The 15,267-nt window shown below is 37.0% G+C and carries 14 protein-coding genes and 1 pseudogene; 12 read left to right on the top strand and 3 right to left on the bottom strand.

Annotated elements, in window-relative coordinates:
* The first annotated feature begins 86 nt into the window (after window positions 1-86).
* The 4 genes and pseudogenes from rpsD (at window position 87) to BN1354_RS05935 (ending at window position 3,866) form a co-directional block, all read left to right on the top strand.
* Entirely contained in the window at window positions 87-695 is a 609-nt protein-coding gene (rpsD, locus tag BN1354_RS05950) for a 30S ribosomal protein S4 (RefSeq protein ID WP_045089305.1), read from the top strand.
* Window positions 696-699: 4 nt separating this feature from the next.
* Window positions 700-1,701 carry a DNA-directed RNA polymerase subunit alpha gene (locus tag BN1354_RS05945; protein ID WP_053826523.1) on the top strand — a complete coding sequence of 334 codons (1,002 nt, stop codon included), beginning with the start codon at window positions 700-702 and terminating at the stop codon, window positions 1,699-1,701.
* Window positions 1,702-1,709: 8 nt separating this feature from the next.
* Window positions 1,710-2,189: pseudogene (gene rplQ, locus BN1354_RS12195) on the top strand (50S ribosomal protein L17); the annotation flags it as partial.
* Window positions 2,190-2,624: 435 nt separating this feature from the next.
* Window positions 2,625-3,866, top strand: coding sequence for an NAD(P)/FAD-dependent oxidoreductase (locus BN1354_RS05935; RefSeq protein WP_045089307.1), 1,242 nt, complete (start codon window positions 2,625-2,627; stop codon window positions 3,864-3,866).
* Between the two features lie 89 nt (window positions 3,867-3,955).
* On the opposite strand, the gene BN1354_RS05930 is transcribed toward BN1354_RS05935, so the two are convergent.
* A complete protein-coding gene (locus BN1354_RS05930; RefSeq protein WP_053826522.1) occupies window positions 3,956-5,188 on the bottom strand; it encodes a PNGase F N-terminal domain-containing protein in 1,233 nt (410 codons plus the stop codon).
* 121 nt (window positions 5,189-5,309) lie between these two features.
* Between BN1354_RS05930 and BN1354_RS05925 the strand changes: the two genes are divergently transcribed.
* From BN1354_RS05925 to nqrF, 8 genes are all read left to right on the top strand, one after another.
* Window positions 5,310-6,404, top strand: a complete 1,095-nt coding sequence (locus BN1354_RS05925; protein WP_053826521.1) for a Nif3-like dinuclear metal center hexameric protein — start codon at window positions 5,310-5,312, stop codon at window positions 6,402-6,404.
* A 137-nt stretch (window positions 6,405-6,541) separates the two neighbouring features.
* Window positions 6,542-7,306 carry a zinc ribbon domain-containing protein gene (locus BN1354_RS05920; protein WP_045089309.1) on the top strand — a complete coding sequence of 255 codons (765 nt, stop codon included), beginning with the start codon at window positions 6,542-6,544 and terminating at the stop codon, window positions 7,304-7,306.
* A gap of 194 nt (window positions 7,307-7,500) precedes the next feature.
* Entirely contained in the window at window positions 7,501-8,847 is a 1,347-nt protein-coding gene (locus BN1354_RS05915) for a Na(+)-translocating NADH-quinone reductase subunit A (protein ID WP_053826520.1), read from the top strand.
* A 28-nt stretch (window positions 8,848-8,875) separates the two neighbouring features.
* Window positions 8,876-10,084, top strand: coding sequence for an NADH:ubiquinone reductase (Na(+)-transporting) subunit B (locus BN1354_RS05910; protein ID WP_045089311.1), 1,209 nt, complete (start codon window positions 8,876-8,878; stop codon window positions 10,082-10,084).
* A gap of 2 nt (window positions 10,085-10,086) precedes the next feature.
* Window positions 10,087-10,794, top strand: a complete 708-nt coding sequence (gene nqrC / locus BN1354_RS05905) for an NADH:ubiquinone reductase (Na(+)-transporting) subunit C (RefSeq protein ID WP_045089312.1) — start codon at window positions 10,087-10,089, stop codon at window positions 10,792-10,794.
* A gap of 3 nt (window positions 10,795-10,797) precedes the next feature.
* Complete coding sequence (locus BN1354_RS05900; protein ID WP_045089313.1) at window positions 10,798-11,430, top strand: NADH:ubiquinone reductase (Na(+)-transporting) subunit D; 633 nt, start codon at window positions 10,798-10,800, stop codon at window positions 11,428-11,430.
* A 27-nt stretch (window positions 11,431-11,457) separates the two neighbouring features.
* Complete coding sequence (gene nqrE, locus BN1354_RS05895) at window positions 11,458-12,072, top strand: NADH:ubiquinone reductase (Na(+)-transporting) subunit E (protein WP_045089314.1); 615 nt, start codon at window positions 11,458-11,460, stop codon at window positions 12,070-12,072.
* Between the two features lie 52 nt (window positions 12,073-12,124).
* Window positions 12,125-13,405, top strand: coding sequence for an NADH:ubiquinone reductase (Na(+)-transporting) subunit F (gene nqrF / locus BN1354_RS05890; protein ID WP_053826519.1), 1,281 nt, complete (start codon window positions 12,125-12,127; stop codon window positions 13,403-13,405).
* A gap of 81 nt (window positions 13,406-13,486) precedes the next feature.
* Here nqrF and BN1354_RS05885 read toward each other — a convergent pair whose 3' ends face one another.
* Both BN1354_RS05885 and BN1354_RS05880 read right to left on the bottom strand, forming a co-directional pair.
* Window positions 13,487-14,074 (bottom strand): aminotransferase class IV, encoded by a 588-nt coding sequence (locus BN1354_RS05885; RefSeq protein ID WP_053826518.1) that lies wholly within the window; start codon window positions 14,072-14,074, stop codon window positions 13,487-13,489.
* Between the two features lie 33 nt (window positions 14,075-14,107).
* Entirely contained in the window at window positions 14,108-15,091 is a 984-nt protein-coding gene (locus tag BN1354_RS05880; RefSeq protein WP_053826517.1) for an aminodeoxychorismate synthase component I, read from the bottom strand.
* Between the last annotated feature and the right edge of the window lie 176 nt (window positions 15,092-15,267).

Below are 15,267 nucleotides of genomic sequence, written 5' to 3'. Positions count from 1 at the left end.
CTTGAGCTGTGAAATGATTACAATACAGCTTCTCTGTAATCGCGGCTGCACAGTTTAGGCTTCAGAAAAAAAAGTTTAATTGTAAAATGGCAAGATATACTGGTCCAAAATCAAAAATCGCCCGTAGATTTGGCGAACCTATTTTCGGCCCCGATAAAGTTCTTTCTAAAAAGAATTATCCTCCGGGTCAGCATGGGAATTCACGTAGAAGAAAAACCTCTGAATATGGAATTCAGTTACGTGAAAAACAACGTGCGAAATATACATACGGAGTACTGGAAAAACAATTCCGTCGTACTTTTGACAAAGCATCTCGCAGCCGTGGAATTACTGGTGAAGTACTTTTACAGCTGTTAGAGCAAAGACTCGACAACATGGTGTTCCGCTTAGGAATCGCACCTACAAGAGCCGCAGCACGTCAACTTGTTAGTCACCGCCACATTGTAGTAAATGGAAAAGTGGTTAATATCCCTTCTTATACAGTTAAACCAGGGGATGTTGTTGGTGTAAGAGAAAAATCAAAATCGATGGAGGTGATTGTAAACTCTTTAACAGGGTTCAATCATAGTAAATACCCTTGGATAGAATGGGATAACAGCACATCAAGCGGTAAGCTGCTGCATATTCCTGAAAGAGCAGATATCCCGGAAAGTATAAAAGAACAACTCATCGTAGAATTATATTCTAAACAATAATTTCATGGCAATATTAGCATTCCAAAAACCCGATAAAGTAATCATGTTACAGGAGGATACCTTCTCCGGTAAGTTTGAATTTCGTCCGTTGGAACCCGGATATGGCATAACTATAGGCAACGCCTTACGCCGTATTCTACTTTCTTCGCTCGAAGGATTCGCGATTACTTCGGTAAAAATTGACGGAGTGGAGCATGAATTTGCCTCCATACCCGGCGTTATAGAAGATGTGACAGGAATCATTTTGAATCTGAAGAAAGTAAGATTCAAAAGGATAGTGGAAGAGTTCGAAACAGAAAAAGTGAGCATCGCTATTTCGGGAACGGAAGTGTTTAAAGCCGGAGATATTGGTAAATTACTAACCGGTTTCGAAGTTCTTAATCCCGAACTTGAAATTTGTCGTATGAATAAAAAGGCGGAAATACGCCTTGAACTGACAATAAACAAGGGAAGGGGTTATGTCTCAGCTGACGAAAATCGCGAAATGCTTGCAACAGATGATGTACAAGCAATAGCAATTGATTCAATCTTTACTCCTATACGAAACGTGAAATACGAAATCGAGGATTATCGAATTGAACAGAAGACTGACTACGAAAAGCTGGTTATTGAAATAATCACAGATGGTTCAATTGCACCTAAAGAAGCATTAAAAGAGGCTGCTAAAATACTTATTCAGCATTTTGTATTGTTTTCAGATGATAATAAGATTATGCTGGAAACAACAGATACAGAAGGTATTGAAGAGTTCGATGAAGAAGTGCTTCATATGCGTCAGTTACTGAAACGCAAATTGTCTGATCTTAATCTTTCAGTTAGAGCTCTTAACTGTTTAAAAGCTGCTGATGTAGAAACTTTAGGACAATTAGTTCAGCACAACAAGAACGATCTGCTTAAATTCCGTAACTTTGGTAAGAAATCACTAACAGAGCTAGAAGAATTGCTCGATGGACTGAATCTTACTTTTGGTATGGATATCTCGAAATACAAATTAGATAAAGACTAGTTACTACAATGAGACATAGAAAAAGAAATAATCATTTAGGGCGTAAAACTGCACACCGTTCAGCAATGTTGTCAAATATGGCAACTTCGCTTATAATGCATAAACGTATTTTCACCACAGTTCCAAAAGCTAAAGAATTAAGAAAGTTTGTGGAACCTCTGATTACAGTGAGCAAAGAAGATTCAACTAACTCAAGACGTCTTGTTTTCAGCAAGCTGAAAAACAAATATGCCGTAACAGAGTTGTTCCAGACTGTTTCACAGAAAGTTGGAGATCGCCCGGGTGGATACACAAGAATCATTAAAACAGGAAACAGACTTGGTGATAACGCTTCAATGTGCTTCATCGAACTGGTAGACTTTAATGAAAACATGCTAGGCGAAGCTACAACAAAGAAAGCTAAAACACGTCGTTCACGCAGAGGCAAAGGTACAGGTGCAGCTGCAGTTGCAGGAACAAAAGCTGAAGAATCCAAGGAAGTAAAAGAAACCAATAAAGCGAAAAAAACTGAAGCTAAGGCTAAGGTAGAAAAAGCTGAAACCAAGGAAGCAGAAGCAAAATCTGAAGTGGCAACTTCTGAGGAAGTTACTGTAACAGAAGAAGTGAAAGATCAAAAAGCAGAAACTGAATCAAGTGAAGCTAAAGAGGAAGTTAAAAATGAGGTTAAAGAGGACAATGTAGCCGCAGATGACCAAGTTGATACTCCTTCTGAAGATAAAGCTTGATATCTAAGATAAACATTGTGGGTACAATGTCATTCACGCTGAGACCTAAAAGCTCAGTGGATATAGTATCTACAGTGAAGCTGTGATTTTTAAAATGTTAAACATTAAGGAAAGCGCCGCGAGTGATCGTAGCGCTTTTTTCATGGAACAATATCCCGTCTCAGGCGTTGTAACCATAACTTTATTCGATAATATGTTATGAAAAAAAAGATTGTTGTTGCAGGTTGCGGGTTTGGTGGATTACAATTCGTAAACCATCTAAAAAAAAATATGTATGATATCATAGTTTTTGATAAAGTAAATCATCATCAGTTTCCACCTCTGTTTTATCAGGTGGCAGCTTCACAGATTGAACCATCTACGGTATCTTTCCCCATCAGAAAAATCTTCCAGAATAGAAGAGATGTACGCATTAGAATGGCATCAGTAATTTCAGTAAATGATGCTGAAAAGTATATAGAAACATCTATTGGTAGATTTAGTTACGATTATTTGGTGATCTCTACTGGAACAAGTACTAATTTTTATGGTAATAAACAGGTAGAAGAGAATGCACTGGGGTTAAAATCAACCTATCAGTCAATTAACGTACGTAATGAGATATTGCATAATTTTGAAGAACTTCTATATGTCGATAACAAAGAAGGGCATTACAATATCGTAATAGTAGGAGGAGGTGCAACAGGTGTTGAACTAGCAGGTGCATTTGCTGAGATGACAAAAGAGATACTTCCCAAGGACTATCCCAACATAGATAAAAAAAAGGTCAATGTTTATCTATTAGAAGGAGGAACTAACACACTGGCAAATATGAGTCCTTTTGCCCAGAAATACTCTCAGAAACAACTGCGGAAAATGGGAGTAATAGTAAAAACCGGAACCATTGTAACCGATTATGACGGTGAAATGGTTACTCTTAATAACGGAGAGCAGATCCCAACAAAGAACCTAATATGGTCGGCAGGAGTCATCGGTAACTCAATAGGAGGTATTCCTGAAGAATCCATTCTTCGAAATGGACGTGTCAGAGTTGACAGGTATAATAAGGTACAGGGACTTTCAAACGTTTATGCCATAGGTGATGTAGCATATATGGAGACCGAGAAATATCCCAATGGTCACCCACAACTAGCAAATGTTGCCATAGGTCAAGGAAAGAACCTCGCACGTAATTTAATGAGGCAGGATAACTCCAATAAGCCATTGAAACAGTACGAATATCGGAACCTGGGTACAATGGCTACGATTGGTAGAAATAAAGCAGTAGTGGATCTCCCTTTTATCAAATTCAAAGGATATTTTGCTTGGTTAGTGTGGATGTTCCTTCACTTAATGCTTATACTGAGCGTAAGAAACAAGTTAGTAGTCTTTATAAACTGGGCATGGAATTATGTCACTAAGAATAATTCACTTCGACTAATTCTGAAAGACAGCGATTGATTTTTGAGAGAGGTGTATCATTGACTTTATTATCCTCATAAAAAAGAGAGGATAATAAAGTCAACGTTTTATTTATGAATAGTTATGGTTTATAGTATTTCCCATACAAGATAAGCAGATACAAGCCAGTGATTAAGCTTGTCATTAGAGATAGGAGTAGATTCAGGAATACTTATAGTTAATGTGTGATTGCCAGGTTTGATAACCTGCAGATTAATTTCTTCAGGCGTTACATCACTTCCGGGGCACCAGTTGCTACGCGATAAATCAGATGATGCCAGAGGTTCTTCAATCTCTTTTACTTCACGTTTTCCCCCACGACCAATATATGCCATAGGTCTGGTTCTTAGCCATACACCAGAAGTGGGATTAAAACGACGGAAAGAGGCACAGTCGGTTCTCCACGGTGTAAAGTTTAAAATCTCCTCTCCATCAATAGAAAGTATGTTTTTTTGCGGGCGAAACTCATCTCCTCCCGAATGACCACCATGTCCTGTTGTAATATATTTCAATCTAACATTTTTAGCATTCTCAGGTATGTTAAAAGCAATTTCCACATCTCTACGTGAGAATATATCGGGATGACTCTGACCGATATAATAGTTTGTATTAATCAGAGGCTCAACATGAACTTCAGGGCGGAGATCACAAGCAAGAGTACTTTCAGTGAATTTAAGTTCCACATCAACAATATACCCTTCAGGAGTCCATGTATCTATAAATATACCAACATAAGCATCACTTTCGAGAAGTGAAAGCAGGTCAGTTATATCCTGAGTCCACACAACCTCTTTTGCCCAGCCATCAACATATACCGGTCGCCTTTTTGCAGAAGTAGAATCATCATCAGCACTAAAATGGCCAACACCAAAAGGTGTCATAAACCTCATCAGTTCAACTGTAGGATTATAATTTTCACCTCTAACTATGCCTTTAAAGTGTTCATACAGAGTTGTGTCTTGTTGTGGGTAAACATGTCGGTCAGCTGCTATATCAATCATGTTTATTCCTGATTCGGCCGGAATTACGAAACATGAACCTGATTTATCCCATGGATCCCCATTAGAAACCAGAGATATTTTAATCTCAACATTAGTGAAGTTAGTGAATTTTGGAATATCAATTTTTTTCAAAGCAATACGGCCATTACCCAGGTAAACTATATCCCCTTTTTCAACAACACCGTTAGGATATTCAGATGGATTAAAAAGTATTGGAGTATCATTAAAAACTTTCTTATTTATTACATCTTTTGTTCGTTGAGCTAATGAAAGCTGTAAAAATGCCACCAGTAAGATAGTGACCGAAATTAGTCTTTTCATAAATAAAGTGGATAAAAATATTAATTAGAACAAAAGTACAAAAAATCAGTTATATTTGTGTAGCTGTATGTTTAGGGCCAATTCAATAATTTAGAACATATTATAAAATTCATAAAAAGTTATGCGAGTAAAAGACATTCTACAATCTATAGAACAATTAGCCCCTATTTCACTTCAAGAAGACTTTGACAACAGTGGTGTTCAAGTTGGCGATATAAACAGAGAAGCTACCGGAGTCCTGTTAGCAATAGATATCACTGAGTATGTCATAGAAGAAGCAATTTCACTTGGTTGTAATCTGATTATATCGCATCATCCTTTGGCATTCAGACCATTCAAATCACTAACAGGGAAAAATTATGTTGAGCGGTGTTTACTTAAAGCAATTAAAAATGACATTGTTATTTATGCAGCCCATACAAATCTTGATAATGCACTTCAAGGAGTAAACTACAAACTAGCCAGCATGCTTGAACTTGAAAATGTTAAAATACTTCAACCTAAAGAAAAGGCACTTTTAAAGTTTGTTACTACTGTCCCGACTCAACATGCTGAGAGTGTAAGAAATGCCCTTTTTAATGCTGGAGCAGGACATATAGGCAATTATGACAGCTGTAGTTACAATCTCACCGGTGAAGGTACATTCAGAGCAGGCATTGGAGCAAACCCACATGTTGGAAATATAGATGAGATGCATTTTGAGCCTGAAGTAAGAATAGAAACTGTATTACCTGTTATGAAAAAAGAGGAAGTGCTTCGTGCACTTCTTGCTGTGCATCCTTATGAAGAGCCTGTTTATGACCTCTACCCTTTAGAAAATGAGTGGTCGCGTCATGGCAGTGGAGTAGTGGGGGTGCTACCTGAGCCCATGCCAGAGCAGGAGTTTCTCTATTTATTGAAAGATATCTTTAATCTGCCAACAATTCGTCACTCCAAACTTGAGGGTAAAGAGATCAGAGATGTTGCCATTTGTGGTGGTGCAGGCGCTTTCTTAATACCCAAGGCAATTTCTTATGGTGCTGATGCCTTTGTAACTGGTGAAGCTAAATATAACGACTTTTATGATGTTGAAGATCGAATATTACTTGCAGTATTAGGACATTACGAATCTGAGATATGCACAAAAGATATATTTTTTGATGTAATTTCAGGAAAATTTCCTAACTTTGCGATACATAAATCGGCATTCGATTCGAATCCCGTGAAATACCTGTAACAAGAGGCGGTCTGACTAGTTCCCGCTGTTACAGTTAAATGTGGTAATATAACGATCTTCAGTAAGCTCGTAGAATTACTGCATTTTTTGTTTGATATAATAATTGAAATATAAACCGTTCACTTAAAATTCAAATTATGGCTACAAAAAAAGCTAAAGCAGAACAGGAAGTGTCAGTTGAAGATAAATTAAAATCACTCTTCAAATTACAATCCTATTTATCAGAGATTGACCGTATTAAAACGTTGCGAGGAGAATTACCTCTTGAGGTGGCAGACTTAGATGATGAAATTGCCGGATTAGGAACTCGTATCAATAACTTCCAGCTTGAAGTGAAACAGCTTGAAGAAAATACAAAGTTACAGAAGGGAAAGATAGAGACCAGCAAGGCTAAAATTGAGAAATATAATAAGCAACTTGACAATGTGAGAAATAGTAAAGAGTATGATCATCTCTCAAAAGAAATTGAGTTTGAGACGCTTGAAATAGCTCTTTCTGAAAAGCATATCCGTGAGTTTGAACAGGAGATAAACTCAATTAAGGAGCAGATAAAAGAAGCAAATGAGTTGCTGAAAGAAAAAACGGCAGATCTTGAGCACAAGAAAAAAGAGTTGGATGATATAGTTTCAGAAACGAAAGCTAAAGAAGAAAAAATTCGTGAAAAAGCTAAAAAGACTGAAACAACTATTGAACCACGTCTTCTGACTGCTTTTAAACGCATACGTAAGAATGCTCGCAATGGATTAGGTGTAGTACCTATTCAGCGTGGAGCCTGTGGAGGTTGTTTCAATAAGATTCCGCCACAGAAGCAGATGGACATTAAACTTAGAAAGAAAATTATTGTATGCGAATATTGCGGTAGAATTATGATTGACCCGGATATTGCAGGAATTTCTGAATAATAATATTTAGTTGAAATACTGAATTATTTCACTAATTTATTCAGAATTTATGTTATTTGAGTACAAAAAAATGTACCTTTGCAAATTCAATAAGCAGGGTGCTCTAATTTAATACACAGCTTAATTAGAACCTTTTGATTTATAATTGATTGTTCAAAAAAAGTTTAAGAGAAAGGTAATTTATTATAAACTATATGGCTAATCTGATAAATATTAAGAAAGGCTTGCAAATTCCGTTACTTGGAGCTTCTGAAGAAATTTTAAGAGGCAAAGTAACAAGTGAATTTGTGAGAATTTGTCCTGAAGATTTTCATGGCATCACTCCCAAGCTGGCCGTCAAAGTTGATGACAGGGTTAAAGCCGGAAATACTTTGTTTTATTCCAAAGATCATCCCGAGATTTTCTTTGCTTCGCCAGTTAGCGGTGTTGTAACAGAAGTCGTTAGAGGTGAGAAAAGACGCATTCTGAACATTGTAATCAAGGCAGACAGTGAAATCGAGTATGAAGATTTTGGGATAAAAAATGTTTCCTCACTCTCATCTGAGGAGGTTAAACAATCAATACTGGAAGCAGGTATATGGTTCCTTATTAAACAACGCCCTTACGATGTTGTTGCAGTACCGGGAAAACAGCCAAGAGATATCTTTGTAACCGGTTTTGACACTGCCCCTCTAGCACCTTCATACGATTTTATGCTGGAAGGTCAGGAAGCTGACTTACAGACTGGATTGGATGCATTGGCTAAACTTACAAGCGGTAAAGTTTATCTCTCTATCAGCACAAAAACAAAAAGTAAGGCTTTGCGTGATGCAAAAAATGTTGTTATTACTGAATTTAACGGACCTCACCCTGCTGGAAATGTAGGAGTACAGATTAACCATATAAAACCGGTTAACCGTGGTGAAGTTGTCTGGACACTTAACGCTATGGATGTAGCTCTTATTGGAAGACTGTTCAATAGAGGTCGCGTTGATCTCACACGTACAGTAACACTGTGTGGTTCAGAAGTAAAACAGACAGGCTACTATAAAATGTTAATTGGTACTGAGCTTAGTTCAATCTTTAACGGCAATGTAACAGAAGGTATTTCTTTAAGATATATTAGTGGTAACCCATTGACAGGACGTAAGATTGCAAAAGATGGAGTACTTCGTGCTTATGATTCTCAGGTAACAGTAATTCCTGAAGGTGATGATGTGCATGAAGCTTTTGGCTGGGCATCATTATCTCCAAAAAGATACAGTTCAGGAGGCACATATCTGAAATTTAATAAAAAATATAGACTGGATGCTCGTTTGTTGGGAGGACCAAGAGCAATTATAGTTTCTAATGAATATGATAAAGTGTTTCCAATGGACATTTTCCCTGAGCAACTTATCAAAGCCACTTTAGCTTTTAATATTGATAAAATGGAGCAGCTTGGTATTTACGAAGTTGCACCTGAGGATTTTGCTCTATGCGAGTTTGTGGATACATCCAAACTGGAAATTCAGCGTATAATACGAACAGGTCTGGATCTGCTTCGTAACGAGATGGAATAAAGAATAATAACTTATAAATGATATAACTTTGAAAGCGTTAAGAAAGTATCTTGATAAGATAAAACCAAATTTCGAAGAAGGAGGTAAGCTTCATTGGCTATGGTCAACATATGATGCATTTGAAACCTTCCTGTTTGTACCGAACAGAACTTCGAGATCCGGAGTACATATTCACGATGCACGCGACTCGAAGCGTACGATGATTATCGTGATTTTGGCACTTATACCTGCACTTTTAGTAGGTATGTATAATATTGGTCTGCAGCATTACACAGCTGTAGGAATTGAAGCAGACATATTCACGAAATTTATTTATGGTTTGCTTGCCATCCTGCCACAGCTGATTGTGTCGTATGTAGTAGGTTTAGGAATTGAGTTTGCCGTAGCGCAGTTTAAAAAAGAGGAAGTAGCCGAAGGTTTTTTGGTTTCAGGAATTCTGATTCCAATGATATTGCCTGTAGATACACCACTCTGGATGATTGCAGTTGCTACCGCATTTGCTGTAATATTTGCTAAAGAGGTATTTGGAGGAACAGGTTATAATGTATTTAATGTAGCTTTGATAGCACGTGCATTTCTGTTCTTCTCATATCCTTCCAAAATGTCGGGCGACCAGGTATGGGTGCGCACACGTGATACTTTTGGTATGGGTGGAGGACAGGTAATTGATGGATATTCAGGTGCAACACCACTTGGACAAATTAATACCACAGAAGTATCCAGCTTCAGCGACTTTACATTTACAGGAATAACTGGTGAGCCACTTACATTTACCGATATGTTCCTAGGATTATATCCTGGTTCAATTGGAGAGGCTTCTACATTGGCAATATTAATTGGTGCTGCTATATTAATTATAACAGGAATTGGTAGCTGGAAAACAATGCTTTCGGTATTCCTTGGCGGTACGTTCACTGTATTATTACTAAATGTTTTTGCACATAATGCATATATGGAAATGCCTCCTATGTACCATCTGTTACTTGGAGGTTTCGCATTTGGAGCAGTATTTATGGCAACTGACCCGGTTACCTCGGCAAGAACAGAAAAAGGGAAATGGATTTATGGGTTTTTAATAGGTTTACTCGCTGTTACTATCAGAGTATTCAATCCTGGATATGCAGAAGGAATGATGCTTGCAATCCTGTTTATGAATGCATTTGCTCCACTTATCGACTTCTATGTGGTTGATGCCAATATTAAACAAAGATTGAAAAGGGTAACTAATAAAGCATAGCTATGAATAGAGAAAATAATGGTTATACAATTATATATGCTGCGGTGATGGTAATCATTGTAGCATTAGGACTCTCACTTACACACCAGTCGCTGTTAGATAAGCAGATTGCAAATGAGAATATTGATAAAATGCAGCAGCTTTTACGTTCACTAAATATTACTGCTGATGCAAGTGAGGCTGAAGATCGTTATGCTGAGCTCATAACTAATGCCTACTTAATAACAGATGAAGGTGATAAGATAGAAGGTACAGAAGGTACTACCCCTGCTGACCCTGCTTTTTCAACAGAACTTGGTGATCCTGCTGCTCAAGGATTACCCGTTTATGAAGTATCCATTGATGGAAAGAATGTATATATCATTCCAATGAGTGGTGCCGGACTTTGGGGTGCAATCTGGGGATATCTGGCAGTTGAAGATGATGGAAGCACTATTTATGGAGCTGACTTTGGTCACGCTGGAGAAACACCGGGGTTAGGAGCAGAGATTGCTCAAAGCGCATTTGGTAATCAGTTCGTAGGAAAAGAGATCATTAAAAATGGCAACTTTCTTTCTGTTGCTGTGGTTAAACCAGGTCAGACAGATTCACGACGTGATTATGTAGATGGAATCTCAGGAGGTACAATCACAAGTCAGGGTGTTGATAAAATGCTTCTAAACAGTGTGGGTGAATATGAGAATTTTTTGATGAAACTGAATAGAAATTAAGATATGGCATTAAATAGTAAAACTAAAGCGGTATTGTTAGGACCGTTGAGTAAAAATAATCCAATACTTGTACAGGTTTTGGGTATCTGTTCAGCCCTCGCGGTAACATCCAAGTTGGAGCCATCACTGGTAATGGCTATTGCAGTTGTAATAGTTACGTCATTTAGCAATGTTATCATTTCTCTATTACGTAAGACCATACCAAACCGCATACGTATTATTGTACAATTAGTTGTAGTTGCGTCACTTGTTACGATAGTAAGTGAAGTGTTAAAAGCATATTCGTATGATGTTAACAAGCAATTGTCTGTATTCGTTGGGCTTATTGTTACTAATTGTATATTGATGGGTCGCCTTGAGGCATTTGCATTAGGAAATGGACCTTGGCCATCATTTCTTGATGGAATAGGCAACGGATTAGGTTACGGATGGATTTTAGTGGTTACAGGTTTTTTTCGTGAGTTATTAGGATCGGGTGAACTTATGGGGCATCAGGTAATTCCTCAAGCATTTTATGATGCCGGGTATGAGAATAATGGACTTATGATGCTTGCTCCAATGGCAGTTCTTATTGTAGCTTGCATTATATGGGTACATCGTTCGAAGAATAAAGATCTTCAGGAGGAAACCAATTAATTAACAGTAAATAAACAGATATAATATATGGATGCAATTAGTCTGATTGTAAGATCGATATTCGTCGACAATATGGTTTTCGCATACTTCCTTGGGATGTGTTCATTCCTGGCAGTTTCGAAAAATGTAAAAACAGCATTAGGTCTAGGCTTAGCAGTTACATTGGTGTTGGTTATTACTCTACCTGTGAATTATTTACTGGAAAACTATGTTCTTAAAGCAGGAGCATTGGAATGGCTCGGGCCACAATTTGCCAATGTTGATTTAAGTGTTTTTAGTTTACTTATTTTCATAGCGGTGATTGCTGCTATCGTACAGTTGGTAGAGATGGTAATTGAACGATTTAGTCCTGCACTATACTCCTCATTAGGTATTTTTCTCCCACTTATAGCTGTTAACTGTGCTATTTTAGGAGGCTCACTATTTATGCAACAAAGAGAATTCGCCAATATAGGTATGGCAACTGCTTATGCCTTTGGTTCAGGAATAGGTTGGCTTCTTGCAATAGTTGGTATGGCTGCAATCAGGGAGAAGCTTGAATACTCAGATGTACCGAAACCATTGAAAGGACTTGGAATAACTTTCATAGTTACTGCTTTAATGGCAATTGGATTTATGAGCTTTTCGGGCATTAGTATTTAATCAGGAAAAAAGATAATAAACAGATTAAAGTAAAAATTTTAAGCATACAAGTATGAGCATACTAATGAATGTGGGTGGACTAACGATATTGACAAGTGTAATTGTATTCTTGCTAATCATTCTTATACTGGTTATTGTTATTCTTGTCGCCAAACAAAAACTGATACCTTCAGGAAATGTAAAAATCAATATAAACGATGATCCGGAAAAGAAGCTTGAAGTAGCACAAGGAGGAACTTTACTAAACTCACTACAATCAAAGGACATATATCTCTCATCTGCTTGTGGAGGTAAAGGAACTTGCGGTGAATGCCGATGCAGAGTTGTATCAGGTGGTGGAGAAATTCTGCCCACAGAAAAAGGACACTTCACACGTAAAGAGCAAATGAACAATTGGCGTCTGAGCTGTCAGGTAAAAGTAAAAGACGACCTTTCTATTGTTTTACCGGAAGAGATTTTTGGAATCAAGGAGTGGGAGTGTGAAGTTATTTCCAACAGAAATGTGGCATCATTTATTAAAGAATTCGTGGTTAAGCTACCTGAAGGTGAGACTATTGACTTTAAGCCGGGTTCATACAGCCAGATTAGAGTTCCAAAATTTGATGCAATTAAATATTCTAATTTTGATATTGACGAGAAATTTAAACCAGAGTGGGATAAATTTAAGATGTGGGATTTGGTTTGTAAAAGTGATGAAGATACTTCACGTGCTTATTCAATGGCTAACTTCCCCGCAGAAGGTAATATCATAACTCTAAACGTTCGTGTTGCAACACCTCCGTTTGACAGAGCTAAAGGTACATGGATGAATGTTAATCCGGGAATTGTTTCATCATATATTTTCAACCTGAAACCAGGTGATAAGGTAATGATGTCAGGTCCTTACGGAGAATTCCACCCAATTCTGGACAGTAAGAGAGAAATGCTGTGGATAGGTGGTGGTGCCGGTATGGCTCCTCTACGATCTCAGATTATGCATTTGCTAAAGACCCTTAGAATTACAGACAGGAAAATGTCATTCTTTTATGGAGCAAGAGCATTGATAGAAGCATTTTATCTTGAAGATTTTTATGAACTGGAGAGAGAGTTCCCTAACTTCTCATTCCATCTGGCACTCGACAGACCAGACCCAAAAGCTGATGAAGCTGGCATTAAATACACACCAGGATTTGTACATCAGGTGATTTATGATACCTATTTAAAAGATCATGATGCTCCTGAAGATATTGAATACTATATGTGTGGACCTGGACCAATGGCTAACGCCGCACAGCGTATGCTGGACAGCCTGGGCGTTCCAAAAGAGATGATCATGTTTGACGATTTCGGATAGACTTCTCATATCTATTATTATAAAAGCGGTTCTATGATTTTAAAAAGGAACCGCTTTTGCTTTTCTATTAGATTGTAGTATTTAAACTTTTATCAGATCTGCAGGTATAGATATATTATCTTCTGTATCAAGCATAGAATTAATAAGATAAATCCGGTTATAATCCTTCAAATTATTTACCTTAATCTCTTTTTCTGAAATCCTGCCTTCATGAAGAAGTTTTTGACGTTTAGTTCCGTTCAATATAGGAAGATGCGGAGTATACAGTGAATTTTCCTTTTCCAATACTACATTACTATAAGTTGTATCAGTAATATAACCATTTCTGACTATCAATACCTCTTCACAATCTTCTCTTAAACTAAGCAGATCATTAAGAGATCTTCTGTCAGAAAACTTAAAAGTATAATCCGGAGATGCATTAATCAATTTCAAACACTTTATCACCTTTGGTATATACCTTTCGAAAGCAATACTGTTGATCTCATAATGGTAATGTATACTACATTTCACCTTGCAGTTTTCCATGCCAGGTGAAAGCAATTCCTCTAAGTCAGGTAATTCCGGAACATCAAACCTGAAGTAGTCGGCTGTCTTACGCATACGTCTGATGTGTGCATCTAAGTTTTGCACTTTTCCATTTATAAGACAAATTGTTTCCAGAAACATAATTTTATATATAAATAAGAAATATATAAATTTTTAAAAAGGGAGGTAAACTTTTTGTACTGCTTCAGAATACTCCTTGTTAAGTTCACTACCGGCTGTTATCCCCCCTCCACTTCGAAAAACAAGTCCTTCCTCATTTTGTTCTATAAAACGTATTAAAACAAAAGAGTCAAGATTAGCTCCATCAAAATAACCTGCAACACCGGTATAAAATCCCCTGCAACTACTTTCAGACTCTCTGATAAGCCTTAAGGTAGACTCTTTAGGTGCACCCGAAACTGAACCGGCAGGAAGCAGGTTGAAAATTATATCACCAATTTCAGATATATACTTTGTAGACAATGTACCTTCAATCTCAGAACTTACCTGAAGTATTTTGCTTCTGTTTGTTTTAATCTCATCAATATACCTGAAACGGTTTACCTGTACTCTGTGAGCCACGCGACTAATATCGTTTCTTAACAGATCTACTATTGTATTATGTTCTGTAGTCTCTTTTTCATCATTAATAATTAATGTTTCTGCATCAGGAACAGAAGCATCAATTGTACCCTTCATTGGAAATGTATAGATCTTACCATCAGTAATTTTTACAAAACACTCAGGAGAAAAACATACAAATTTATCAGGTATCAAGAGTCTGTAATCAGAGTTACTATGCAAAAATATTTCTTTTAAGTTTAGAGATGTTTTCAGTGGTGTTTCTATTGTCAGGTTTACAAGATAGCTTTCCCCCCTTTTTAACCCGCTCATTACCCTGTTAAAGCGCTTCTTATATTCAGTAAGCTCTTCCGGGAATATTTCAAATTGATAATCGTTGTAATTAATTGATTGTAGAAAATCAATACCATCAAAATTCCCGATACCATTGACATAAAATAGTATATCTCTTTGAGACAAAGGATCAGCAATAAAAAAACCCTCTTTCATCTCGAAATCTACTCCAAACAGGAAGGGTTTTTTTTTGCCTCCTGCATCATTCATTTTAGCTTTTATTATTTCAGTATTAAAGTACATCAAATAAAAATATATCAATTTTCACAATTTCTTCATTAATTATAAACAAAAAGCAAAGAAAACTGTTTTTACTTTTAATTGAGGGATGTTCTATAAATAGTAAAATTTATAACTCTTATTCGGAAGTACTTTCTTAGATCAGAATTCAGTTGAATTATTCTTTAAATAATCTCCAT

Origin of the sequence: Lascolabacillus massiliensis (assembly GCF_001282625.1) — a bacterium.
Lineage (GTDB): Bacteria > Bacteroidota > Bacteroidia > Bacteroidales > Dysgonomonadaceae > Proteiniphilum > Proteiniphilum massiliensis.
This window is presented reverse-complemented; position numbering and strand designations above follow the sequence as displayed.

What these genes read in the sequence shown, in the direction of transcription:
- rpsD (WP_045089305.1), top strand. Translation starts at nt 87, where the DNA reads ATGGCAAGATATACTGGTCCAAAATCAAAAATCGCCCGTAGATTTGGC.
- BN1354_RS05945 (WP_053826523.1), top strand. Translation starts at nt 700, where the DNA reads ATGGCAATATTAGCATTCCAAAAACCCGATAAAGTAATCATGTTACAG.
- BN1354_RS05935 (WP_045089307.1), top strand. Translation starts at nt 2,625, where the DNA reads ATGAAAAAAAAGATTGTTGTTGCAGGTTGCGGGTTTGGTGGATTACAA.
- BN1354_RS05930 (WP_053826522.1), bottom strand. Translation starts at nt 5,188, where the DNA reads ATGAAAAGACTAATTTCGGTCACTATCTTACTGGTGGCATTTTTACAG.
- BN1354_RS05925 (WP_053826521.1), top strand. Translation starts at nt 5,310, where the DNA reads ATGCGAGTAAAAGACATTCTACAATCTATAGAACAATTAGCCCCTATT.
- BN1354_RS05920 (WP_045089309.1), top strand. Translation starts at nt 6,542, where the DNA reads ATGGCTACAAAAAAAGCTAAAGCAGAACAGGAAGTGTCAGTTGAAGAT.
- BN1354_RS05915 (WP_053826520.1), top strand. Translation starts at nt 7,501, where the DNA reads ATGGCTAATCTGATAAATATTAAGAAAGGCTTGCAAATTCCGTTACTT.
- nqrC (WP_045089312.1), top strand. Translation starts at nt 10,087, where the DNA reads ATGAATAGAGAAAATAATGGTTATACAATTATATATGCTGCGGTGATG.
- BN1354_RS05900 (WP_045089313.1), top strand. Translation starts at nt 10,798, where the DNA reads ATGGCATTAAATAGTAAAACTAAAGCGGTATTGTTAGGACCGTTGAGT.
- nqrE (WP_045089314.1), top strand. Translation starts at nt 11,458, where the DNA reads ATGGATGCAATTAGTCTGATTGTAAGATCGATATTCGTCGACAATATG.
- nqrF (WP_053826519.1), top strand. Translation starts at nt 12,125, where the DNA reads ATGAGCATACTAATGAATGTGGGTGGACTAACGATATTGACAAGTGTA.
- BN1354_RS05885 (WP_053826518.1), bottom strand. Translation starts at nt 14,074, where the DNA reads ATGTTTCTGGAAACAATTTGTCTTATAAATGGAAAAGTGCAAAACTTA.
- BN1354_RS05880 (WP_053826517.1), bottom strand. Translation starts at nt 15,091, where the DNA reads ATGTACTTTAATACTGAAATAATAAAAGCTAAAATGAATGATGCAGGA.